The following is a 24,186-nucleotide window of genomic DNA, read 5'->3' as shown; positions in this document are numbered from 1 at the left end:
AAATCATCCACATAATTAAATGGATTTAGTTTTCAAAATTCCACTATTCCACAGCTTGAATTAGATTAAAAGTCCGTAAAAAAGGCAGCACCCAAACTTTTTCCTGGTGCTACCAACAAAATACACTATTTTTTTAATTTTTTAAGCTGGACTTTGTACAGGTGCATGTATTTCCTCATGACAAATAGCCCTTTCTGAATGATTTTTTCAGAAAAGGCACTTATGCACTTATTGAAACTGCTCAGGAACTTCCCAATTTGCATCTTTGTATGAACTAGCAATGAGATAACGTAATGGCTGCTCTTCTTGCAAAATACGTTTTGTATGGAGTCTTAAAGTCTTGCGGAAAAATGCCCCTAGCACTTTAACATTGCCAGTTTGGCGTTCAAGCTCTCGTACACTAACGCTTAATATATCCGCCATGACAGCTTTCACCGTTGACATCGCTTTTTTATTCGCCTCAACAGCATAATACATTGGCGTAATGACTTCTTGCTTGCAAGCAAACTGGATGTCTTGTAATTCATCTTTTGTATAACGTACACTACTTGATCTCAATAGAGATGACAATGTATTGTGAGCTGATGCCTTGAATTGGTCAAACTCCGGATCTTGCTTTCTTTCTCTGAAAGCTTCTTCTGTAAATTTCAATTCATATAAACCATCTAGTTCCTGTTTAACTTGAATCAAACTATTCTGGCCATAGAGTACACGTTGCAGCCATTTGTTAAATACCTTCTTAGACTGCTGGAATTTTTTAAACAACGTGGTTTTCTTGCGCTTTAACCAGGTGCTACGCTTACGTGAAAACTCCCTAAAAGACCATTAACAAGGTCAAGTAACCCTAATAAACCGCGTACATTACGCGCTTTAATGAAACCTCTTTTGCTACTAAAAATAACTTTTGGTACATAGAAGTAACCAGGTATCTTAGGATCTTTTGCAGTAGGCACATAAGCAGCCACTATCGGTAGTTGAATGTATGTACGACCATTTATACGGTCAATGTTTATTAAACCAATGTCAAAAAGACGATGATAACCATTATGTATCGAACTATAGGGAAGATTACGCTTTTCACATTCTTCCTTTAAATTTAAATCTTGCTCCAGAATAAGGCCCACTTCATCACAAAGTGAGCGTAGTAATAAGTAAGTGACTAAAGAAGAAGCAGTCATTTTTTTCTTCGGATCATGCACATATTCAAACTCGTACTTGTATAAACACTCTAATTCTTTGTCAAAAAATTGAATCCCATCTACTACTTTTACATTCATCTTCCTGCTCCTCAATTAACTGAAAGTACATTTGTCTTTCTCTCCGCTAACTCGTTTGAACCGTTATCCGCTGAACGAACAAAAAAATAGTTGATAGAATTATAAAAAGAACTCTTATTCCCAAAATTACTTTGCACGGATTACATCACACACATTGCACCATCTTATTACATCAAGGAATGAATGTGAAAGTAATTTCTGAAAGACTGGGAAATACACCTGATATGATTTATAAAGTATACGGACATGTTTTAAAAGAAATGGAAACGGAATCCGTAGCTTTATTCAGTAACAGTTTAAACGGCTTTTCAGATTTATTAGTTACAGATAAATAAACATTTTAGATTTTCCCTTGTTCTTTTAACATTTCATAAAATAACCTAGCAGCCCTATCTATATTTAACTCTCCTATTGTATAGTAGATTGTTCCCTATTCAGTTAATTTCGCTCGAAGTACTTGACCACTTTCTTTTGCATCTTTTAATTGTGATTCGTAAAACCATATAGCAGCAGGATCTGTTAACTCTATTTCAATATCTGTTTTATGAATCTTTATTTTTCTACCCATTCATCCATCCTCTCATTATTTCTAATCTTCCTGTTATTATTTTTATATGCTAGAATCAATGTAATATTCTTACAGTAAAATTACTAAAATAATTGATAAAAAAATTTTAAAAAAAAAGACTACCTCAATTAAGAGATAGTCTCAGTATTATTACTTCTTTGGTTTTGGTTTGAATTTGATTTTCTTCTTAGGCTCTTCTTTATTTTCTTCACTTGGATGTGGATTTATTACTTTAGTAAACTTAATCTTCTTATTATCTTTAACAAGTAAATAAGTATCACCGTCAATTGGCTTATTTGGATGACCTGCGTGTTTCATCAGTAGTGGATTCAAGTAGATATAAAATGAGTCTACTTCCTTACCATCACGATATGTCTTACTCTCAAATGCATAAAGTATTCCTGCGATATTGTAATCCTTCTGATATTTTTCAGAGTACTTCTTGTCGTATGTTGTTTCATATACAACGAAATTATAAATATCTCCATATCCGCTTAAATGCTCGTTATATTTTTCAAATACACCATTTTTATCTGGTACGAGTACTTCTGCAGAAGCTACTCCTAGTGTAGATAATGATAAACCTACTGCTAAAACTCCCGCCAATATTTTCTTCATAATTAAAGCATCACCCTTTTCTGTATTATGATACCATTTTACCATTACTATACTATTGTATAAAGATTCTAGCTTAATTTTTTGGTTAAATACTGTTCGAACTTTTTTAGAATACTTGATATTTGTTCACGAGTTATATAATTTTGTGGATTCGAACCATCTGTAATACCATTAGTTTTTAACCAATTCCAATCATCGACATGATACTTCAATGGTTCACGTACTTTTTGTTTATCTAGTTTATAATCTAATTGTTTCTCTAATTCTTTATTTTCTTTTTGAAGAGCAGTAATCATTTCTTTGAGGTGATTAAACTGTGATATAGTAAGCTCATCTCCATTTTCTTTAATTTTTCCAAATGTATCTTTTCCATAACCTTTATAATCGTACTGTAGGTGAGGTGCGTCCCAACCCCAATCACGACCACTCTCAAATCCTAATTTTTTTGCATAATTTATTACCTTATCAGCATTTGGAGTTTTATAAGCATTCCACATTGTATTTCCGTTAGCATCCACTAGAACCCAATCTAATGCTTGTCCTACTAAGTGAAATGATCTCATAGTTTGAGATTTTTCATTCGCAACATACCGTTACATCCCTCCAACCAATCCATGAAGTAGTATCAATTAGCGATAATAATATTTCTAGTTCCTTTACATCGGCTGCTTTTTTAACCTTTTTATCAACTTTAATTCTAGTATCCTTCCAAAACTTAACTTGATCTTTAAACCAACCGTTATCATAAAACCTAGTTAAAATTGCTGATACAAACCTAAATCTGTTAGCTTGAGTTGTCTTATCTAAATGATTAAGTGATTCCAACCAATTCGCGAATCCTTCTTTATTAATATCATCCACTGTCTCAAGTTTTAAAAATGCTACATATTTTTGCATCGTCTGGGTATAGGTCAGCAAAGTTTTATGCCTTAATCCTTGTAATTGCATTTGTCGATTTACAATTTCAATAGCCTTGAGTATAGATAAAGAGTCAGATTTTTGTACTACATTCTTTTTCTCAGATTTCTTAGGTTGTAAAGTTGGCTTAAAAACTACATCTTCCATTCGTAATTCTTTTACCTTTCTAGACATTTAACCTCTTCCCTTCAATAAAATAAAGAAGGTAACAAATTGGGGATAAAATTATTTTATTCACTTCCCAGTTCTTTTCCCTAGAAACGTTTAAATACAAATGGAAATATTTCGATCAATCTATTTTTAGATTACTCTCCATACCTCTTTCAATCGATAAATAAAACAATTGCCAATAAACCTTGCTGTCATAATGTTTATAGACTATGGAACATATTTCATGATATACTAGTGCCATTGTGAAAAAAGGAGGAACTTGCATGATTCAAGTTAGTAATGTAGGTCTTCGCTATGGCGATCGTAAACTATTTGAAGACGTAAATATAAAATTCACACCAGGTAACTGCTATGGTTTAATTGGCGCAAACGGTGCTGGTAAATCAACATTCTTAAAAATTCTTTCTGGTGAAATTGAAGCACAAGAAGGTAACGTATCAATGGGCAAGGACGAACGTTTATCCGTCCTTAAACAAAACCATTTTGAATACGATGATTATACAGTGCTTGACACTGTAATTATGGGGAATAAACGCCTCTATGACGTAAAAACAGAAAAAGATGCTATCTATGCAAAGGAAGATTTCTCAGATGAGGATGGTATGCGTGCCGCTGAGCTAGAAGGTGAATTTGCAGAGCTAAACGGTTGGGAAGCTGAGTCAGAAGCAGCGACATTATTAAACGGTTTAGGTATCTCAGATGACCTTCACTACATGCTAATGGGTGATCTTGAAGGTTCAGATAAAGTAAAAGTATTACTTTCGCAGGCTCTATTTGGTCAGCCTGATGTACTGTTACTCGATGAGCCTACCAACCACCTTGACTTAAAAGCTATCCAATGGTTAGAAGAGTTCTTAATTAACTTTGAAAACACAGTCATTGTTGTATCCCATGACCGTCACTTCTTAAACAAAGTATGTACACATATTGCTGATTTGGACTTCTCTAAAATCCAATTATATGTGGGTAACTATGATTTCTGGTATGAATCTTCTCAATTAGCTCAAAAAATGGCTCAAGACCAAAATTCTAAAAAAGAAGAAAAAATCAAAGAATTACAAGCGTTTATCGCACGATTCTCTGCGAATGCTTCTAAATCGAAACAAGCGACATCTCGTAAAAAAATGCTGGATAAAATCGAGTTAGATGACATTAAACCATCCAGCCGTAAATATCCATTCATCAACTTCCAAATTGGTCGTGAAATCGGGAATGATGTATTAACAGTTGAAGGTTTAACTGTAAGTCATGAAGGCGAATCACTATTCAAAGATATTCGTTTCTCGATGAACAAAGATGATAAAATCGTTTTACTTGGTAGTCCACTTGCTAAAACAGCGCTTCTTGATATCTTAATGGGAGATAAAGAAGCAGATGCTGGTACATTTAAATGGGGTGTAACTACTTCTCAAAGCTACTTCGAAAACGATCATGACAAGTACTTCGAAGGCACAGAAAAATCATTAGTGGAATGGTTACGTCAATATTCTCCTGATGATGAAACAGAAAGCTTCCTACGTGGTTTCCTAGGACGCATGCTGTTCTCGGGTGAAGAAGTGAAAAAATCACCTTCTGTTTTATCAGGAGGCGAAAAAGTTCGTTGTATGTTATCAAAAATGATGCTTGCAACAGCAAACGTGATTTTACTAGATGAACCAACAAACCACCTTGACCTTGAATCCATTCAAGCATTGAACGAAGGCTTAATTCGTTTCAAAGGGGCTATGATTTTCACATCTCATGACCATCAGTTCATTCAAACAATTGCTAACCGTGTGATTGAAATCCGTGAAGACGGCTCAATTTTAGATAAGCAATTAACATATGATGAATTCTTAGAGTGGAAAGATCGCGAAGGTTTAAACTAATCCCAATAAAAATCCTCTACCAAATGTTTGGGTAGAGGATTTTTTGCATTTACTTGTCATACCATTTCCTAGCATTTTGATAGAGAATTTTATCCGCAGCCTGGTCATCAAAAAGCTCTTGAATTAATTCAACATCCGCAAATTCAAAAGGTCGTTTTGCTCTTGTCGATGGCAAATCTGTTCCAAACATTAATGCATCTGGATGGATGCTATAGATGGATTGCAAAGCATTTTTCACATTCAATTCTACCCGTCCAAAACCAGTCGCTTTCACACGTACACCCTTTTCTACAAGCTTTAGCAAATGGGGCAACCCTTCCTCCGATAAGCCTAGATGGTCAATTGAAATGGCTGGTAATGCTTCAATCGTGGAAGCAATCTCAGGTAAATATTTAGCATCTATATAAAGTTCACTATGCCAACCCGCCAGCTCATACACTCTTCTTGCAAAGCTATCGAGTCTGGACAAATCCTCTGAACCGCCTCGTTGAATATTGAAACGCAAGGCTCTAACCCCATTTTTATGTAAATGAAGGATTTGATCATCTGTCACTGTATACGGTAATTGCGTCACTCCACAAAATGTGGTGCCTAGTTGTTTCAAAGCCTTCAGTAAATAATTCTGATCAAATCCTTGAAAGGAACCCGAAACAATGGCGCCTCCCTCTACATTGTAAAGAGCTATTTCCTTTTGATAGTCCTCTACTACATAGCTTGGTGGTGTGTATCCTTGATTTTCTATAATCGGAAAATCAAAATCAATAATATGAAAATGTGCATCAAAAATTCTCATTATCCATCCTCCTTTTTTTTAACATATCACAGAAAGAACATAAGCGAAAATATTGATTATTTGCGCAATGTCATAAGTATAACTTATTAAAAATGTATAGGTCATTTAATAAAGACAATAAAAAATGGTATGAAATGATCGTTTCATACCATTTTGTACTATTATTCCTCAAACTTTTTAAAAGCCAACACAGCATTATGACCACCAAAGCCAAAACCGTTAGACAAAGCAATGTTGACGGTTTGATGAAGTGCCTCGTTTGGAACATAATTCAAATCACACTCTGGATCTGGCGTTTCGTAATTGATTGTTGGTGGAATGATATCTTCCATAATACTTTTTAAGGTAATGATGGCCTCGATTCCGCCAGCTGCGCCAAAAAGATGGCCTGTCATCGACTTCGTGGAGCTCACTTTTAATTGATAGGCTTGCTCACCAAATACACTTTTTATAGCCTTTGTTTCCGATTTATCTCCCTCTGGTGTACTAGTACCATGTGCATTGATATAATCCACAGCCGTCACATCAATGTCCCCCATGTTTAAGGCTAATTTCATCGCATTAGCTGCCCCAGTAAAATCAGGCGCTGTAATATGGAAAGCATCAGTCGTCACCCCATAGCCTACGATTTCTCCAAGAATCGTGGCTCCCCTTTGCTTTGCATGTTCATATTCTTCTAGAAACACAACCCCTGCTCCTTCTGACATGACGAAGCCGTCACGTTGGCTATCGAATGGTCGACTAGCATGTTCTGGCGCATCATTTCTAGTAGACATCGCCTTCATACGGGAAAATCCAGCAAAGCTCAGCGGATTTATCGGTGCCTCAGCCCCACCTGCTAAAATTCCGTCAGCATAGCCATGACGTATATTTAAAAACGCTTCACCAATTGCTTGGTTACCCGTTGCACAAGCGGAAACCGGTGAAAAGCTTGGCCCTTTAAAGCCTGTTTTTATCGCGAGAATCCCTGCGGCCATATTGCTAATCATCATCGGCACCATAAACGGTGACACTTTCCTTGGTCCATTATCAAGCATGGCTTGATGATTCGCTAAAATCGTCTCAATTCCTCCAATACCTGAGCCAATATAAACACCTAGACGTTCCTTATCAACTTGCTCCATATTTATGTTTGCTTGCTCCAAAGCCTGCTGAGATGCAGCCAGTGCATATTGAACAAAAAGATCATATTTGCTTAATTCCTTTTTATCCATGTACTGAGTGGCATCAAAGTCAGTGATAGAACCAGCAATTTGTGTATTAATGCCGCTGAATTCCTCCGTTTCTAACTTTGTAATACCTGATTTGCCTTCTTTAATGTTCTCCCATAGGGCTGATACTGTTTGACCTAATGGTGAGATGACACCATATCCAGTGACAACTACTCTACGTACCATATATTCCTCTCCTTTTTCGATTACTTTAGCAGTTCCTTTAATTGCTCCATCATTTTGTGAAAGAAATCTTCCCCTAAAACCCGCTTGTATTGTAAAGCACCCTTCGTACTAGAAATAAGCAGGATGGCTAATGCCTCTAAATCCATTGTCGACTCAAGTGAGCCATGGTTCTTAGCATCTTGTAGTAAATCCACCAAAACATCTACTTCCATTTGGCTAAGCTGTTGAACTTTTTCTTGCATCGCAGGTGACAATTCTTGATAGTCCGCTTGTAAAGCAGAAATGGGGCAAACACCGTCTTGCTCTAGGAATTTTATCCGTCGTAAAATAAAGGCGATAGGTTTTTCCTCAGCTGCTACTGTAGATTCCTTAATTACTGTATAAACCTCCCCTAATCCTTTTTGAATTCTTTCGCAAACAGCAATCCCTAAGTCTTCCTTTTTTTCAAAATGATAATGAATGCTCGCTTTTGTTACACCGAGCTCTTTCGCTAAATAGTCATAACTAAATGATGTGAAACCTTTTTCTTGAATATTCTTCAATGTTAATTCAATAATTTGTGATTTTCTATTTGTCATGGCTTTATACTAACTTACTAGTAGGTAAGTGTCAACTAAAAATACAGCAGATAAGTTGTTTATCTGCTGGAATTGACGTCTATTTCATTTCTTTTGTTGGTCCCATAACACCCGGTACTGGTAAACCAGCTTGACGAAGTAGAACTGTCATTTGACCGCGATGATGCGTTTGATGATCAATTAATGCACGTAATAAAGCGCCCTTTGGTATTGGCCCTGTAAAGCCATTCACCACTTCTACTAAATCTTCATTTGAAAGTTTTGCCGCTTCCTCTTTTATACCATATACAACTTTCTCATACGCTTGTACGATTTCTACAGCTGTTGTTGGTACAGGATCTTCTTGACGAATCATCGGTACCTTTAAGCCTGCTAGATAACTAAAATATCCAGCTGCTCCTACTAAATGCCAACCAAGCCAGCCAAGTGTACTATGACCCTCTACGATACTTTGATTTAACTTATCGTCAGTTACTGCTTGTAATACTTTCAATGTTCCCTCTGCAGCCATCGTCCATTCCTGTAAAAAATCATCCGCTTGTCTATACATAACCATGCCCCCCATTTTTTAACTACAATTCTATCTTAGTTATTTTTTTTCATAGTTACAAGTTTTCAGCTTTTAGTTTACATAATAAAATTATATATAAACTGCCTATGATTCGTATAATGCACAACATTCACGTATAATGAATAAAAAGTAGCGAAGGAGTGTATCAATGAAACATTCTATTTTCGTACTTGCTCTTGTATTTTTATTGACAGGGTGCAATGAAGAAATGAAAAATGAACCTGTGCCCCCAATTGTTCAAGATCAAGTATCACTACTCACCTATTTCCCACCTGATGGCTCTATCGCATATTTTCAAGGAGAGGGAAACGAATTTGCCAGCTTTACCCTACAAACTACCTATATGGATACGCAACATATTGCTCAAGTTGAAGATAATGGTGGTGTGACCCTATTAAAAATTTATCGCATTACAGATTCAAAGATTGAACTAGTCTATCGAGAACCCGTTGACAGTAACCCAAGCTTACCTAGTACAACTGAGGTTGCAGCTTACCCTGTGCTAGAAACGATACTGCAACAACCTATACAAGTTGGGACAAGCTTCCAAGGCTGGACCATTCAATCCACAACCGCTCAAGTCGATACTGGAACAAAAGTCTATACGAATGTCATCCAGCTCACACGCACTGAAGACAAATTCATAACGACCAAATACTTTGCTCAACGGGTTGGCCTCATCAAAATCGAAGATACGATGGAGTCTGATCAAGAGCAGCCATTTATCGTGACTTCAACTTTACAAAAAATAGAATAGTATGGTGGTGATAGGCGTCCTGCTTGGGCGCCTGTTATGTAGCAAAAGGAGGCATCATCCTATGAGTGACCTACATAAGTCTGCTAACGAGCAGGAAGAATTAACAGAAGAAGAATTTATTGAGCTTGTATTAACTGAACAACAAAAAGCATTAGCACAAGAGCAAGAAGAACGACTTTATGGGAAAAAAACAAAAAAGCCCAAACCATTCGTACGCTGGATTGTATGGAGTATGGCATTTGTACTTTTTTTCAATACATTTGCGCTTATTTTTCAAATTTATTCCATTCCGGCTATCGAATTTATCAAAGTATCAACAAAGCTATCCGCACAAGAGGATATACAAACCTATAAAAAAGCTGTCGTGGAAATTTCAACAGGTTCCAGCAAAGGCACTGGTTTCGCCATCTCAAAGGACGGTCTCATTGTCACCAATGCCCATGTAGTAGAACAAGCACAGACATTATCCGTTGTGTTTCCTGATGAAGGAGTAATGGAAGCAATGCTAATTAAAAGCTATCCGGATGTTGATTTAGCCTTATTGCAAGTACAGGCAGATCAGCTTCCCTATCTTCCACTAGCAGATGATCCAACCTTCCCTGCCAATGAGCATATCCATTTTATCGGTAACCCCCTTGCCTTTACTGGAATAGCTAATGAGGGGACTTTGCTGGAATCCATTCAGTTAGACGATTGGCAAGTACCTGTAATGATGCTGAAAGCACCGGTTTACCGTGGCAATAGTGGCAGCCCCGTCATTGACCAACAGGGTGAAGTCATCGGGATTATCTTCGCAACGATGAAATATGAACCTATAGGGCGAGTTGGCCTATTTGTCCCAGTCCAACAACTTCACCATATTTTAGAACAATCAAACAAAAAATGAACCTGTAAAGTGCAGGTTCATTTTTGTTGGCATTGAATAAGTTTACATAATAATATTATTTATCTTTACTTTCCTGTTTCACAAACTGAGCAATGGCCGATTTCACAGGAATTTTACTAACAACCTCATCACTAACCTCAGCAACCTTTTGGAGTGCATGCAAAAGATTATCATCCCCTGTCCAATGCTTTTCCACCACTTCAGGCCCTAATTTATTAATAATCGTATTCACCACAAACGTCGCCAACACGATATCATCCAAATAACCGCCAAACCCTAATATCCCCTCAGGCATCAGATCCATCGGAAACACAAAATACGCAATCGATGAACCGATCAATGCCCGACTTTTTTTATCCACCCCCGCATCTGTTAACGTTTTAACTAATAGATGAAATAAATCAGGCACAAACATTAAATACGGTGTAAACTTACTACTTTTGCCCTTCTTCGACCCAAGAAAACCAACTAATTTTGTACGTAACTTTTGATAAAAATCCTGCTGTTCCTGATCATTCGGTAATTTCACTAAATCTTCCATAAATAAATCTACCTCCAATAGTAAGTACCTTTGTATGCTATTTTTGTGGGCTAATTATTTACCTTCATGGCGCTTTCTAGCACTTTTGCGGAGCTATCCGTCTCTTTTCTGGTTCTATCCTTCACTTACACTTCTATCCAGCACTTCCACCGCGCTATTAACTTTACCCAACAGCACTACTTTATATTTATCCATTTTTAAGATTTATAATCATTGAACATTGCAATGATATAAAAAAAGACATCCTATTTGCATAGGATGTCTGGGTTTAACGAAAGTAATTTTAATTTCTGAGAATTAAAGTTTAGTTACGTTAGCAGCTTGTGGTCCGCGGTTGCCATCTACAACTTCGAATTCCACTTTTTGACCTTCGTCAAGTGTTTTGAAACCTTCGCCTTGGATAGCTGAGAAGTGTACGAATACGTCGTTTTCACCTTCAACTTCGATGAATCCAAAACCTTTTTCTGAGTTAAACCATTTTACTGTACCTTGTTTCATTTAAGAAAACCTCCAAAAAATAAAAGTGAACAATATGTAATTTCTTCAGCGATTGAAAAAAATTCACATATTACAAAGAGTACCGTACTAACGCGATCACTTTTTGTAATATGTGAATTCATGTTTCCGGTGAAGCAATTAAATTGTTAACCTAAGTATAACCATCATTCATAATATTGTCAAATAAAGAAAATTGTTTTTTTACTTTATTTCAAAAATATTTTACTTATTTTCCATTTTACATGCAATAATTCCATGATATACTTGTGCGTCATCATCACACGCCTCACAGAAAAAACTTTCATCCTCTGACCAAAAAGCCCAATATTGACCTTCTTTTACTGCTTCATTATCATATGTTGAGCGAAAATGTGCTAATTTATGCTGTAAAGCCAGCTCAAACTGCTCCTTCGCTTCAAATGTATCGTGTGTTTGAATAAAAGCTTCCCAGCCCTCAAATTTCCACCAAGGCTCATAGTCCGCTTTCATGTAAATAATTGTATACATATTTGCCCATTCCTTGCTGTCATAAGATATTTTCATTTTAGCAAACACATCTGAAATGTCTATTAAAACAACCTGAATTATGCTATTATTACCTTATTATACATAATTTTTGGAGGTTTTTATATGTTTTCAAGCATTCGACCTAAAGCTGAGCTAGAAGAACTACTAAAGCGTGGTACTGATTTACGTGCAACAGGCCGTTTCCATCAAACATTGGCATTTAATCATTTTAATACGCAAGATGAAGAGCATTTAAAGACGCTCTATGAAAAGCTAAAAGATATTACCCCTTCTATGAATGCCATTTTTCACCACTATTTAAGTGAGATATCCCCTACCTCTCAATTAACCATTAGTGAAGAAAATATAAATCAATACTTAACGCAATTTTTCCTAGCAACACGTGATGACGAGTATGTGGATGAAACCGTCAAGTTTTTCAATTTATTTCGCAAGCATCAATATGAGCCTGGTAAATTAATTGTCGTTTTCAATCAATTCGCCTTCTATATTACTACTTATATTTTACATAACTTTGGGATGAAGCCCAATAAAGCCTTCCAATTTATGAAATCATTCCAGTCTGCTGTCAATGTTGATCAGGAGCTATTAGTGGAAGTTTTAACAGAACGCATCATTGAGAATGTTGTGGGTGAAATATCATCCTTGATGGATGTCAATGCCAAAATCATGTATATGAAAGATTTAGTATTTAGTTTAGATAAGCAAAATGAGGAGATTCAGTCCTCTACAGCTGCGACTGAAGAAATTGCCGCTTCTATAAATGAAGTAGCACGTATGTCCTCTCATATATCAGAAAAAACAACTGAATCTGTTGACCATGCGACACAGGGTAAAAATGCAATTGAGCATGCATTATCAGAAATTTTTAAAACAGAAGAAACATTTACTTCGATTGTAGAATCTTTTACAGAACTGCAAAAACGAGTAAATGACATTGAACAAGTTGTAACATTGATCAACCAAATTGCGGATCAAACCAATTTACTAGCACTAAATGCATCCATTGAGGCTGCACGTGCGGGTGAACATGGTAAAGGCTTTGCGGTCGTAGCACAGGAGGTACGAAAACTTGCGGAAAGCACGGTCTCAGCTTTAAGCGAAGTCTCTGCAAATGTTCACCATTTAAAGAGCTATTCCAATGACGTTTCCGACTCAATAACAGAAACAACAGCAATCATTAAAGAAGCAACCGTTGAGGCGAAAGAATCGTTACCATTATTGAATGCTATTGTGCATGCGATTGAAGGTATTAACTTGGATGTGACCAATACGGCAGCCATTTCCCAGCAACAGGCAGCGGCTATCGATGAAGTCTCCTCTAGAATGATTGAAATATCTAGCTTACAGGAGGATATTCGAGACTATAGTCATAATACATCAAGTGATATTCATCTTCTAGGGAAAGAAATCAATCGTTTCCGTAATGATATTATTGCCAATAATAATGTACAGCTTTCATCTATTGCCCTTTTACAGCTATCTAAAGCTGATCATATTTTATGGAAGTGGCGCATTTACAATATGTTCCTTGGCCTAGAACATGTTGAGCCAAGCGATGTCTCTTCACATAGAGAATGCCGACTTGGCAAATGGTATACAGCTTCTCGCACGGTAGAACGCTTCGGCCATTTACAGGATTATCATGATTTAGACAATTATCATTTACTTGTCCACGAATCAGCGAAGCGCGCGGCTACTGCCTTTAAAGCTGGCAATATCGCACAAGCTGATAGCCATCTAAAAGAAGTGGATGAAGCGTCTACTCAAGTTCTTTATTATATTAATAACTTAATCGCCTATTTAGAAAAGGAACGAGTTATGCACTAAAGAGAGAGGCTCTTCCCCTCTCTCTAATGGTAGGAGGTATTTCCTTGAACAAACGAGCAAGTATTAAATTTTTTGGTGACGTCTACGGGACAGGCTACCGATTCTTTATTAAACAAAAGGCCATTGAATTAGGGCTAAAAGGGTATTGCAGATTGAATGCCGCCGAGCAAATTGAGGTTGAAGTAGAAGGAGCTGAAAAAGCGCTAAATGAATTCCTTCTTTTTGTCCAAAAAGGTGTCAGCCCCCAAGCCGATTCCAACTCATTTTCTTTAGAGCTTTATGATGATTTAAAAGGATATGTACGAATGGAGTCAGACATTGTTTAGTCTGGCTCTTCTTTTTTACAAAGTGTAAGGCCATAGTATGACCCTAAAAATACCTTAATAGTTCATGATCTATGTTCTGTTTAATAATTTTATTTTATATTAGCTATTGCGACTTCTATTAAACCAATCATACATAATGCTAAAAATAATATAGACCAATTAATTTTTCCATATAATTCAAATATATAGATAACACGAATTACACAGTCTAAAAGTATGATGCTAGCAATAATTATTCATAACAACAAGCCATCCACGTTTATTTTCTAATCAAACCGTACATAAACCTAATCATAAGAAATTCGAATCTATACCTATAATTAGTGTTCACAAATCTCTTAAAAATAAGTGGACATAAATAATGAACGACTTATTCCTAGGTATTCTAGGTAATATCATTGAGAAAATTTGCGATTCGCAGTAAAATTTATGTAAGGTTTCATTTTTCATTGAAACTTTATGTCGATTATTTCGTATAAGAAGATAGACATATTGAAATGCAAGGAGGAAGAAACAATGCTTAGTGTTGGACAGTTTTTTTCTAGACATACTGCTAGCTTCGTTATTTCGCTAACAACTGTTTCTATCGCAGCAATAGCAGCAAATCCTGGATTCTTCCTTGGTGGTTTACTGTTTGCTGGTTCATATGCGACGAGTACAGCGTTGCTGAAACATAGACAAAAAAAGAAAGTCATGCAAATAGCAGGTATCACAAAAGAAGAATTCAAACACATTGAAACACAATTATCAACCGCTAATAAGCAAATTCAAACATTAAGTCAAAACTATTTACGTGTACGTTCTGTATCGGCTTTTAAACAATTACTAGAGATGACGCGTATTTCAAAAAATATCGTCAAAATTGTAAAGACGGATCCACGTAAATTTTATAATGTTGAACCCTTTTTCTATGCACATTTACCTTCAGCAGTGGAATTAACGGATAAGTATACAATGCTTTCTAGGCAGCCAGTGAAGGACAAAGAAATTCAGTTGACGTTATCAAAAACGCGTGAAACACTTACGGATTTAAATGATACGATTCAAATTGATTTAAAGGATGCGCTAGCTAATGATATTGACCACCTACAAATGGAGATTGAATTCGCAAATCGTTCTAATCTTAGACGTAGAGAACAATTGGACTGGCGAGGCGATGATAAATGACGGCAAATGAACATGCTTTCGAATTAAATACCATTCCAGGTCTTTCTCCATTAGTACAATCTTATTTAGAAACAACTCCACAAAATGAGGCGATGGCGACGTACGAAACGCTATCGCCTCTTGCGCAAAGTCGAGCCTTACTTTATGCTAGCCAAATTGATTTAACTGATTTTGAATCTTTGCTGTCCTTAGGGCAAGATTCACAGCGTTCCCTATCCCAGTTTGCAGATCGGATGTTAGCGCAGGTGAAGCAAAAAGACGTGACCAAAATCGGTCAAATGCTGGATTCCTTAATGCATACTTTAGATCGTGTAGACCCGACAGCTTTAGAACCGAAAAAGCAAACCTTTTTCAATAAAATATTTGGTAGTAAAACAGAGCCTACTGTGAAACAAACGCTAACAGAATTTGAGCGTATTAGTATTCAGGTGGAACGTATTGGGGTCCAATTGGAACGTGCCCAGCTCCAACTAATTCGTGATGTAGAAAATTTAGAAGCACTTTATACACATAATCGAGGGTTTTTCGAGGAATTAGCTACTGCGATTGCAGCTGGTCAAATGAAAAAACAGCAAGCCATTGAAGTGGAGCTTCCTACAAAAATAACAAGTGTCCAAGCAAATAAACAGCCGCTTGCCATACAACAGCTAAATGATTTCGCGGCACAAATTGAGAGGCTAGATCAACGCATTTATGATTTACAGGTTTCTCAACAAGTAGCCCTTCAAACGGCACCACAAATTCGTATGATACAGCAAGCGAATCAAACATTAGCTGAAAAAATTGAATTTTCCATTGTAACACTAATTCCTTTATGGAAAAATCAATTGGCGATGATGCTTTCCATGCATATGGATCATCACTATGCACAGCTGGAGGAAAGATTATCACAGACACAGGATCGTTTTGCAAGGCCTTCATTTGAACAGCAAGTATCGAAATTCAAGGAAACACAACATGAGCTACAAACAGCTATAAAAGATGTCTTCGCCTTACATACGGCGACTGAACAAGAAAAACAACAGTTGCAAGATGCGACGGATATAAAAGGCTATCAGAGGGACTAATGAAAAAAGGGTGGCTCAGCAAATTGCCTGAACCACCCTGTCTTCTTTTTATGCAAAATAATCTTTATAGTAGCCACCGACGTTGCCAGTGTTATCGATGATAAAAATGAACTCTTCTGTTTCATTTTTCACTTCATAGTCTTTTCCTACTGTTAAAACGTTCGATACTAAGTATTTTGATGCATTGGTATGTTTGCAAGTCACTGTTCGTAATGTTGGCGCATCTTTCCATTTTAAATGTAACATATTTTCTCTACCTCTCTTTACTAGCATAAAGCTAATGTCTAATGCTTATTTTATAATATTTTTAGGCTTTTGTGGAGAAAAAAGAAATACAATCCCTAATCTAACCAAAAATAATTTTACATTTGAGGTGTTATAATGAGCTTTGGCGGAGTACCGCAATGGTTTTTTATTATTGCAATAGCATTTGTAATCTGCTTTGTCCTTTATGCAGAGTGGAATTCTAGAAAGTAAGTGAGTCCTTAAATTAGGACTCACTTTTTCATTTGTTGCTATTACTTTAATGTTCGTTTTAAAAACTCTTTCGTACGATCATGTTGCGGGTTTATTAATACTTGTGATGGTGGGCCCTCTTCAACAATTACACCTTTATCCATAAAGACTACGCGATCTGCTACCTCTTTGGCAAATTCCATCTCATGCGTCACAATTAGCATCGTATTGCCTGCATCGGCCAATTGACGCATGACTTTGAGTACCTCTCCTACCATCTCCGGGTCTAGTGCTGATGTAGGTTCATCAAAAAGCATCACTTTTGGATTCATGGATAATGCTCGGGCAATGGCTACGCGTTGTTTTTGCCCCCCTGAAAGTTGTCGAGGCTTTGCGTTTACATATTGATCCATACCAACGATTTTTAAATATTTAAGCGCCGTTTCCTCAGCTTCCTTCTTCGAGCGTTTTAAAACTTTTATTTGACCCACTGTACAATTATTTAAAACATTATGGTTGTTAAATAAATTGAATTGCTGGAATACCATTCCTAGATGTGTTCGATATTCTTGGATATTGTGTTTTTCGTCTAGGATGTCTTCCCCTTGATAAATAATTTGCCCACCACTTGGTATTTCTAATAAATTAATGCAACGAAGTAAAGTGGATTTACCTGAACCAGAGGAGCCAATTAAACATACGACTTCCCCTTTTTCCACTTGAAAATTAACATCCTTTAACACTTGGTTACGTCCAAATGATTTACTTAAATGCTCAATTTTAATGACTGCCATTTGTGCGCCCCCTATATTGCTTCTTTTTGTTCTTTTTGATAGGCATCTGGTCCATCTAAACGTTTTTCAACATATAGCAGGATACGTGATGCAGTAAATGTCATGATGAAATAAAGAATACAAGCTACAAAGAATGATTCAAAATAACGGAAGTTGTTACCGGAGATAGATTTTGTTTGGAAGAATAATTCAGTTACTCCGATAACGTTTAATACGGCTGTATCTTTAATATTCATAATTAATTGGTTGCCTGTCGCAGGTAGTACGTTACGCGCTACTTGTGGTAAAACTACGTGAAGCATGATCTGGAAGTGATTCATACCGATAGCTGATGCTGCCTCATATTGACCATTATCAATCGACACAATACCACCGCGAACAATTTCTGCCATATAGGCACCTGTATTAAGCGAAACAACTAAAATCCCCGCTGTAATAAAGTGCATGTCTATGCCAAATGCAATATCTAATCCATAGTAGACAACCATTGCCTGTACAATCATTGGTGTACCACGGAAAAATTCAACATAGCATGTGAGTATAAAATTAATAAGCTTTAAGCTATAAAATTTCACACCTTTTTTACGAACTGGAATCGTATGCATAATTCCGATGAAAAATCCGATAAATGCACCAATAATTGTACTTATAGTTGAAATCAGTAACGTATAATACGCACCTCGTAAAAACATTTGCCAGTTGTTTTCAATAATTGAAAGTATCCATTCAAGACTCATGATGTTCCTCCTAACAATTTCATGTTGCTTGCTATCTTTTCGTGCCTTAGCTCTTTTTACTAGTCTATGTTTTATTTCGCTAGGACATTATCATTATGTAGAGAGGTTCTCATTTTAATAATGATGAAATGATAGTGCACGGACTAGCCACTAGTCCGTGCCATTTTTTATTGTGCTGCTGGTTGCTGAGAGATAGCTTCTTCCATTATCGCTTGACGATCATCTTCAGAAATACCTTTTAGGATTTCATTGATTTTATCAAGATTCGCATCGTCTTTACGTAAGCCTACAGCAATTGACGTATTTGAAAGATCTGTATCGAAGCCCTCTTCGAATGCTACGTATGTGAATTTATCGTTGGCAGCAGCTGCGGAAATACCTTCTGGACGTTCTGCAACATAGCCATCAATTTTACCTGCCTCTAAAGCTACACGCATAGCTGGGAAGCTTTCCATTGCTGTTTGTTTATTGACACCTTTAATTTGGTCAATCACATTGTAGTTGGATGTATTAAGTTGTGATGTAATTTTTGCGCCAGAGAAATCTTGAATCGATTTAACGCCTTCATATTTACTGCCTTTTTTAATAACCATGACAAAATCAGAAGTATAGTAGTTTTCAGTAAAATCAATTGTTTTCTTACGTTCTTCTGTTGGCGACATTCCCGCGATGATCGCATCAATTTTATTAGATTGTAGCGCTGGTACTAAGCCGTCCCATTCCAATTTAACGATCACTAATTTCTTACCTAAACCTTCAGCAATTTTTTTCGCCATTTGTACATCATAGCCGCCTGCATACTCTGCGTTATCTGCAATTTTCACTGCACCATTTGCATCATTTTGCTGTGTCCAGTTGAATGGTGGGTAGCCAGCCTCCATTCCAATTCGGAATTCACCGCCGCTTTCTTCTTTATCTGCGCCAGCATCACCTGAACTGCCCTCTTTTTTGTCACTAGTGCCACATGCAGCTAGCACAATTGCCGTCATGATAGAAATCATTACTAACAACCATTTTCTTTTCATGAAAAACTCCCCTTTTCTGTAAAAAAATAAGACAACTGTACGAAAAAAGACCTAAGTTTTGTGAACTTAGGTCTTACCTTTTATGACAGTTGCCCAAATCCTCACTATTATTCCATGTTTCCGAGATAGCACAACCTAGTAAACCTGGAATTGAATTTACTAGGACAGTCCTGCACTTATTCACTGCAGACCCAGCATAAAAGTACGAGCTCCTTTTATACTTCGGCGATATTTCCTTCTTCATTGCGTCTTTGTTTGCTTGTACTCAACAATGAACTAATAAATACCGCGCCTCTACCTCACTGTTATATGTTAGTGAGGTTTGTTTATTTAATTGATATTTAGATACTACTATAAAACTAGTATGTACGTCAAGAGAGTTTTATCATTTTTCTGACTAATGACAATATTAGGGTATTATGCTTGGCCTATCCATTAATAATCTATGTATTTTTGTCAATATATCCGCTGATAAAAAGCAAAATTTTACTATCAATTATTTTTATACTAAGTAGATAGGTTCGGATTTTCAAAATCACTAAAGACTTTAGTGATACAGAAAACCAAGAAAAAAACCCTGTAAAACAAAGTTTACAGGGTTTAAAGGAATTATGAATTTAATAATAAATCTTCAGGATTTTCGATTAATTCTTTAACTGTTTTTAAGAATCCTACAGAATCTTTTCCATCAATAATACGGTGATCGTAAGAAAGTGCTACATACATCATTGGACGGATTTGAACTTCACCATTTACCGCAACTGGGCGGTTAACAATTGAGTGCATACCTAAAATACCAGCTTGAGTACCGTTCATAATTGGTGTTGACATTAATGAACCGAATACACCACCGTTTGTGATTGTGAATGATCCACCAGCCATGTCATTTAATCCTAGTTTTTTCTCACGAGCTTTAGTCGCTAAGCTAGCGATATCTTTTTCGATTTCTGCGAAGTTTTTGCTGTTTGCATCGCGTACAACTGGTACTACTAAACCTTCTTCAGTTGATACTGCAATACCGATATCAAAGAAGTTATTTAAATGTAATTCATCGCCAACGATTTGAGCGTTTACATATGGGTATTTTTTCAGTGCTGCAACAACAGCTTTTGTGAAGAATGACATGAAACCAAGTTTGATGTCGTTTGCTTTAACAAACTCTTCTTGTTTACGTTTACGAAGTGCCATGATGTTTGTCATGTCAATTTCGTTGAATGTTGTTAACATTGCTGTTGATTGTTTAACTTCTAATAAACGTTTTGCAATTGTTTGACGACGACGGCTCATTTTTTCAATTGTTACTCGGTCAGAATTAGCTGCTGGTGTGAATACAACTGGGCCACCTGTAGTTGCTACTGGTGTAGGTGCTGCTACTGCTGGTGCTGTACCATGTGCTGATACATCTTGTACACGAACACGGCCTTGTGGATCTACTGGAGATACCGCTGCAAGATCGATGCCTTTTTCACGTGCAAGTCGACGTGCCGCTGGAGATGCGATCACACGCTCACCAGAAGTTTCTTCTACTACAGGAGCTGCTGCAACTGGTGCTGTAGGAGCCGCTTGTGGCGCTGCTGGAGCTGGAGCTGCTTCAGCTGGTGCCGCCGCTGCTGGTGCAGCTGCTGCGCCTTCGCCTGCTTCTACGATAGCAATAACTTGACCAACTAGTACAGTATCGCCTTCTTCAGCTAAAATTTGTGTTAATACACCTGCTTCTTCAGAAATGATTTCAGCGTTTACTTTATCTGTTTCAAGTTCAACGATGAATTCACCTTTTTCAACGCGATCGCCCACTTTTTTAACCCACTGTGCGATACTACCTTCTGTAATCGATTCTGCTAATTCAGGGACTTTAATTTCAGCCACTTTCATTTCCTCCTTTGATTAACGTGCATGACGCACATAAAAGGGCTACTGCTTATGGGCAAGTAGCCCAGCTATCAATATTTATATGTTATTATTTAACCTTTACTGGCTCAGCAACTGCTTCTTCAATAAGTGATGATTGAGCTGCTTTATGAGAATCTGCATCCCCTTCAGAAGTTGAGCTCATTGCAGGACGACCTACATAGCGAAGCTTTTTACCTTCTGCAAGTTCATATAATGTTTCTAGTGCATAATTCCATGAGCCTTGGTTTTTAGGTTCTTCTTGTACCCATACGATTTCTTTTACATTAGGATACTTAGCAATAATACCAGCAACTTGCTCTTTTGGGAATGGGTAAAGTTGTTCTACACGAACAATGTGTACGTGATCGAAACCTTCTCCATCTTTCACGCGATCTGCTAAATCGATCATCACTTTACCAGTACCTAATACAATACGCTCTACAGCTTCTGTTTTTGTACCTAAGCCAGGTTGTTCAATCACTTCTTGGAATGAACCATCTGCTAATTGCTCAGCATTAGCTGCTGCTAATGGGTGACGCAATAATGATTTTGGTGATACAACCACAAGTGGACGTACACCCTCAGTGCCTAATAACGCTGCTTGACGGCGTAATAAGTGGTAGTAGTTACCTGCATTTGAACAGTTTGCTACAAACCAGTTATTTTCTGCTGACATTTGTAAATAACGTTCCATACGGCTTGAAGAGTGCTCTGGACCTTGGCCTTCATAACCATGTGGTAATAGAATCACCATGCCAGATTTTTGACCCCATTTAGAGCGTGCCCCTGAAATGAAGTTATCAAACATTACCTGTGCCATATTCGCGAAGTCACCAAATTGTGCTTCCCAAACTGTTAATACATGGCCGTTTTCTAGGTTGTAACCATATTCAAAGCCAACTACCCCTGCTTCAGTCAGTGGTGAGTTGTGCACTGAAAAGGATGCACTTGCACCAGAAATATGATGAAGTGGTGTAAAGACATTACCATTGTTTTTATCGTGAAGCACTAAGTGACGTTGTGAGAAAGTACCACGTTGTGCATCTTGACCTGTGAAACGTACTGGTGTGCCATCTTGGATAATTGTTGCATAAGCTAAAGTTTCCGCATGACCCCAGTCGATTTTCGCAGATGCAAATGCGTCACGACGTTTTTCTAAAATTTTGCCAAGCTTTTTCTGTGGCTCGAAGTTTTCTTCAAACACTAGAAGCTCTTCGTTAATTTTACCTAAACGTTCTGCTCCAACTGCTGTATCAATTTGTGGGAATTCAATTTTTAACTCTTCTGGCATTTCTAATTGATGATGCTCATCTTTTGAAGCCATTTCTTTTACATGATCATAAGCCGCTTGCATTTCTGCATAAATAGCTGTATCTAATGCAGCTACATCTTCAGTTGATACAAGACCTTCAGTTACAAGTGCTGCACCATATAATGAACGTACAGTTTCGTGTTTAGATACTAATTTATAAGTTTCTGGGTTTGTAACCGTTGGATCATCCGTTTCGTTATGACCATGACGGCGGTAACCAACTAAATCAACGACAATATCTTTACCGAATTTTTGGCGGTAATTAGCTGCAAAACGACCAACTTGTGCCACTGCTTCAGGGCTATCTGCATTCACATGTACTACTGGTACTTCATACCCTTTTGCTGGGTCAGAAGAGTAAACAGAAGAACGAGAATCATATTGTTCAGTCGTGAAACCGATCATATTGTTCGCGATAATGTGAATAGTACCACCTGTTGTAAATCCTTCAGTTTTAGCGAAGTTTAATACTTCAGTTACGATACCTTGACCTGGGAATGCTGCATCACCATGCACAAGAATTCCTAAGCCTTTTGTGCGATCATGAATCGCTTGACCTGGTTTTGAAGTGTCATCTTGCGTTGCACGTGTAGCACCTAGAACTACTGGATTGCCTACTTCTAAGTGTGATGGGTTGTATGCAAGCTTTACATTCATACCTGAATCACGGTTATAAGAAGCACCCATATGGTATTTCACATCACCTGTCCACCCTTTTGTAATTTCAAGGCGACCATTTTCTGGCATAAATAAATCATTTGATACATGTGCAAAGTCAGAGAACATCATGTCATAAGGTTTATTTAAAATATGTGTTAAAACATTTAAGCGACCACGGTGTGCCATACCAATACGTACTTTTTCAACACTTAGCGCTTCTGCAGTTTTAATGATTTCATCAAATAGTACAATTTGCGTATCTAAGCCCTCACCAGAGAAACGCTTTTGTCCTACAAATGTTTTATGGATAAATTTCTCGAAATTTTCAACACGCGTTAAACGATCTAATAAGGCTTTCTTTTCATCAGAAGAAAGTGCTTGTTGGAAAGAGCCAGATTCAATTTGTGCTTGAATCCAATTACGTTCTTCTGTAGCTACTACATGTTCATATTCAAACGCTACTTTATTTGTATAAATAGCTTTTAAATAGTCAATTGCATCCTTACCATTTTTCACGTTTGCTGGCACATCTTTGAAGAAGATTGCTGCAGGAATTTCAGCTAAATCTGCAGCGCTTAAGTTGAACGCGCTTTCTTCAATTTGAGCTGTTTGTAGTTCACGGTTTTTCAGAGGATAAATATCTGCTGCTAAATGACCGCGTGAACGGATTGCATCGGCTAATTTCACAGCGGCTAACACTTTTTTGTAATCGCCAGCAGGAGCAGCTGCTGTATGACTAGCTACAGCTACTTCACCTTCTACTACTACTGGTGCACCAAATTGTTGGAATAAAGAAACTAACTCCGGTTCTACTTCTTCAGGAGACTGTAAGAATAAGTCGTATTGCTCCATCACATATCCTAGGTTAGGACCAGAGAAAGCTGACCATGGAGAACTTACAGTTGTAACGTTGTTCGACATGAAAAATGACCTCCAAATTTTGCCTTTCGGCA

Annotated in this window: 26 protein-coding genes, 1 pseudogene and 1 riboswitch; of the genes and pseudogenes, 8 read left to right on the top strand and 19 right to left on the bottom strand. The window is 37.2% G+C overall.

The window, feature by feature from the left end:
• Positions 1–228: 228 nt before the first annotated feature.
• Together B3D94_RS18885 and B3D94_RS18880 are read right to left on the bottom strand one after the other, a co-directional pair.
• Complete coding sequence (locus tag B3D94_RS18885) at positions 229–765, bottom strand: hypothetical protein (RefSeq protein ID WP_069481310.1); 537 nt, start codon at positions 763–765, stop codon at positions 229–231.
• Between the two features lie 17 nt (positions 766–782).
• Positions 783–1,277, bottom strand: a complete 495-nt coding sequence (locus tag B3D94_RS18880; protein WP_069481309.1) for a hypothetical protein — start codon at positions 1,275–1,277, stop codon at positions 783–785.
• Positions 1,278–1,393: 116 nt separating this feature from the next.
• Here B3D94_RS18880 and B3D94_RS22955 point away from each other — a divergent pair.
• Positions 1,394–1,612 (top strand): annotated as a pseudogene (locus B3D94_RS22955) (site-specific integrase); the annotation flags it as partial.
• A 95-nt stretch (positions 1,613–1,707) separates the two neighbouring features.
• Here B3D94_RS22955 and B3D94_RS18875 read toward each other — a convergent pair.
• From B3D94_RS18875 to B3D94_RS18860, 4 genes are all read right to left on the bottom strand, one after another.
• Positions 1,708–1,845 (bottom strand): hypothetical protein, encoded by a 138-nt coding sequence (locus tag B3D94_RS18875; RefSeq protein WP_291759310.1) that lies wholly within the window; start codon positions 1,843–1,845, stop codon positions 1,708–1,710.
• A gap of 150 nt (positions 1,846–1,995) precedes the next feature.
• Entirely contained in the window at positions 1,996–2,463 is a 468-nt protein-coding gene (locus B3D94_RS18870) for a hypothetical protein (RefSeq protein WP_291759307.1), read from the bottom strand.
• A 68-nt stretch (positions 2,464–2,531) separates the two neighbouring features.
• Complete coding sequence (locus B3D94_RS23075; protein WP_414674001.1) at positions 2,532–3,026, bottom strand: M15 family metallopeptidase; 495 nt, start codon at positions 3,024–3,026, stop codon at positions 2,532–2,534.
• A 13-nt stretch (positions 3,027–3,039) separates the two neighbouring features.
• On the bottom strand, positions 3,040–3,555 hold the full coding sequence (locus B3D94_RS18860; RefSeq protein ID WP_291759304.1) for a phage integrase SAM-like domain-containing protein: 516 nt from the start codon (positions 3,553–3,555) through the stop codon (positions 3,040–3,042).
• 260 nt (positions 3,556–3,815) lie between these two features.
• On the opposite strand from B3D94_RS18860, the gene B3D94_RS18855 reads away from it, so the two are divergent.
• Positions 3,816–5,420 (top strand): ABC-F family ATP-binding cassette domain-containing protein, encoded by a 1,605-nt coding sequence (locus tag B3D94_RS18855; RefSeq protein ID WP_291759302.1) that lies wholly within the window; start codon positions 3,816–3,818, stop codon positions 5,418–5,420.
• Positions 5,421–5,469: 49 nt separating this feature from the next.
• On the opposite strand, the gene B3D94_RS18850 is transcribed toward B3D94_RS18855, so the two are convergent.
• From B3D94_RS18850 to B3D94_RS18835, 4 genes are all read right to left on the bottom strand, one after another.
• On the bottom strand, positions 5,470–6,213 hold the full coding sequence (locus B3D94_RS18850) for an amidohydrolase family protein (protein WP_291759299.1): 744 nt from the start codon (positions 6,211–6,213) through the stop codon (positions 5,470–5,472).
• A gap of 161 nt (positions 6,214–6,374) precedes the next feature.
• A complete protein-coding gene (fabF, locus tag B3D94_RS18845) occupies positions 6,375–7,610 on the bottom strand; it encodes a beta-ketoacyl-ACP synthase II (RefSeq protein ID WP_291759296.1) in 1,236 nt (411 codons plus the stop codon).
• Between the two features lie 20 nt (positions 7,611–7,630).
• Positions 7,631–8,188 (bottom strand): TetR/AcrR family transcriptional regulator, encoded by a 558-nt coding sequence (locus tag B3D94_RS18840; RefSeq protein ID WP_291759293.1) that lies wholly within the window; start codon positions 8,186–8,188, stop codon positions 7,631–7,633.
• 79 nt (positions 8,189–8,267) lie between these two features.
• A complete protein-coding gene (locus B3D94_RS18835) occupies positions 8,268–8,738 on the bottom strand; it encodes a DinB family protein (protein ID WP_069481299.1) in 471 nt (156 codons plus the stop codon).
• 169 nt (positions 8,739–8,907) lie between these two features.
• Here B3D94_RS18835 and B3D94_RS18830 point away from each other — a divergent pair, with 169 nt between their 5' ends.
• The gene (locus tag B3D94_RS18830; protein WP_291759289.1) at positions 8,908–9,516 is read left to right on the top strand and encodes a hypothetical protein; all 609 of its coding nucleotides are present in this window, start codon (positions 8,908–8,910) and stop codon (positions 9,514–9,516) included.
• A gap of 61 nt (positions 9,517–9,577) precedes the next feature.
• Complete coding sequence (locus tag B3D94_RS18825) at positions 9,578–10,402, top strand: S1C family serine protease (protein ID WP_069481297.1); 825 nt, start codon at positions 9,578–9,580, stop codon at positions 10,400–10,402.
• Positions 10,403–10,457: 55 nt separating this feature from the next.
• Here the strand turns inward: B3D94_RS18825 and B3D94_RS18820 are convergent, their stop codons facing one another.
• From B3D94_RS18820 to B3D94_RS18810, 3 genes are all read right to left on the bottom strand, one after another.
• On the bottom strand, positions 10,458–10,943 hold the full coding sequence (locus B3D94_RS18820; RefSeq protein WP_291759286.1) for a YkvA family protein: 486 nt from the start codon (positions 10,941–10,943) through the stop codon (positions 10,458–10,460).
• A 297-nt stretch (positions 10,944–11,240) separates the two neighbouring features.
• A complete protein-coding gene (locus B3D94_RS18815; RefSeq protein ID WP_004230088.1) occupies positions 11,241–11,441 on the bottom strand; it encodes a cold-shock protein in 201 nt (66 codons plus the stop codon).
• A 222-nt stretch (positions 11,442–11,663) separates the two neighbouring features.
• Entirely contained in the window at positions 11,664–11,984 is a 321-nt protein-coding gene (locus B3D94_RS18810; RefSeq protein WP_254664271.1) for a DUF1033 family protein, read from the bottom strand.
• 87 nt (positions 11,985–12,071) lie between these two features.
• Between B3D94_RS18810 and B3D94_RS18805 the strand changes: the two genes are divergently transcribed.
• The 4 genes from B3D94_RS18805 (at position 12,072) to B3D94_RS18790 (ending at position 16,359) form a co-directional block, all read left to right on the top strand.
• Positions 12,072–13,799 carry a methyl-accepting chemotaxis protein gene (locus tag B3D94_RS18805; RefSeq protein WP_291759230.1) on the top strand — a complete coding sequence of 576 codons (1,728 nt, stop codon included), beginning with the start codon at positions 12,072–12,074 and terminating at the stop codon, positions 13,797–13,799.
• 44 nt (positions 13,800–13,843) lie between these two features.
• Positions 13,844–14,125 carry an acylphosphatase gene (locus B3D94_RS18800; protein ID WP_025115385.1) on the top strand — a complete coding sequence of 94 codons (282 nt, stop codon included), beginning with the start codon at positions 13,844–13,846 and terminating at the stop codon, positions 14,123–14,125.
• 516 nt (positions 14,126–14,641) lie between these two features.
• The gene (locus tag B3D94_RS18795; protein ID WP_025115387.1) at positions 14,642–15,292 is read left to right on the top strand and encodes a 5-bromo-4-chloroindolyl phosphate hydrolysis family protein; all 651 of its coding nucleotides are present in this window, start codon (positions 14,642–14,644) and stop codon (positions 15,290–15,292) included.
• Positions 15,289–16,359 (top strand): toxic anion resistance protein, encoded by a 1,071-nt coding sequence (locus B3D94_RS18790; protein ID WP_069481289.1) that lies wholly within the window; start codon positions 15,289–15,291, stop codon positions 16,357–16,359. Before B3D94_RS18795 ends, B3D94_RS18790 begins: the two co-directional genes overlap by 4 nt.
• Positions 16,360–16,407: 48 nt before the next feature.
• Here the strand turns inward: B3D94_RS18790 and B3D94_RS18785 are convergent, their stop codons facing one another.
• The 6 genes from B3D94_RS18785 to B3D94_RS18760 form a co-directional block, all read right to left on the bottom strand.
• Positions 16,408–16,605: a DUF6501 family protein gene (locus B3D94_RS18785; protein WP_069481288.1), complete on the bottom strand. Its 198-nt coding sequence runs from the start codon at positions 16,603–16,605 to the stop codon at positions 16,408–16,410.
• 272 nt (positions 16,606–16,877) lie between these two features.
• Complete coding sequence (locus B3D94_RS18780) at positions 16,878–17,609, bottom strand: amino acid ABC transporter ATP-binding protein (RefSeq protein WP_291759220.1); 732 nt, start codon at positions 17,607–17,609, stop codon at positions 16,878–16,880.
• 11 nt (positions 17,610–17,620) lie between these two features.
• Positions 17,621–18,346 carry an amino acid ABC transporter permease gene (locus tag B3D94_RS18775; RefSeq protein WP_012294408.1) on the bottom strand — a complete coding sequence of 242 codons (726 nt, stop codon included), beginning with the start codon at positions 18,344–18,346 and terminating at the stop codon, positions 17,621–17,623.
• A 167-nt stretch (positions 18,347–18,513) separates the two neighbouring features.
• Positions 18,514–19,371, bottom strand: coding sequence for a transporter substrate-binding domain-containing protein (locus B3D94_RS18770; protein WP_291759214.1), 858 nt, complete (start codon positions 19,369–19,371; stop codon positions 18,514–18,516).
• A 118-nt stretch (positions 19,372–19,489) separates the two neighbouring features.
• Positions 19,490–19,676, bottom strand: a riboswitch (Lysine riboswitch).
• Positions 19,677–19,980: 304 nt separating this feature from the next.
• Positions 19,981–21,237: a 2-oxoglutarate dehydrogenase complex dihydrolipoyllysine-residue succinyltransferase gene (gene odhB / locus B3D94_RS18765; RefSeq protein WP_036125744.1), complete on the bottom strand. Its 1,257-nt coding sequence runs from the start codon at positions 21,235–21,237 to the stop codon at positions 19,981–19,983.
• A gap of 91 nt (positions 21,238–21,328) precedes the next feature.
• Positions 21,329–24,154 carry a 2-oxoglutarate dehydrogenase E1 component gene (locus B3D94_RS18760; RefSeq protein ID WP_291759208.1) on the bottom strand — a complete coding sequence of 942 codons (2,826 nt, stop codon included), beginning with the start codon at positions 24,152–24,154 and terminating at the stop codon, positions 21,329–21,331.
• Between the last annotated feature and the right edge of the window lie 32 nt (positions 24,155–24,186).

The organism is Lysinibacillus sp. UBA5990 (assembly GCF_002429815.1).
In the GTDB taxonomy this organism is placed as follows: domain Bacteria; phylum Bacillota; class Bacilli; order Bacillales_A; family Planococcaceae; genus Lysinibacillus; species Lysinibacillus fusiformis.
The sequence above is the reverse complement of the archived record's forward strand: the minus strand, read 5'-3'. Positions and strand labels throughout refer to the sequence as shown.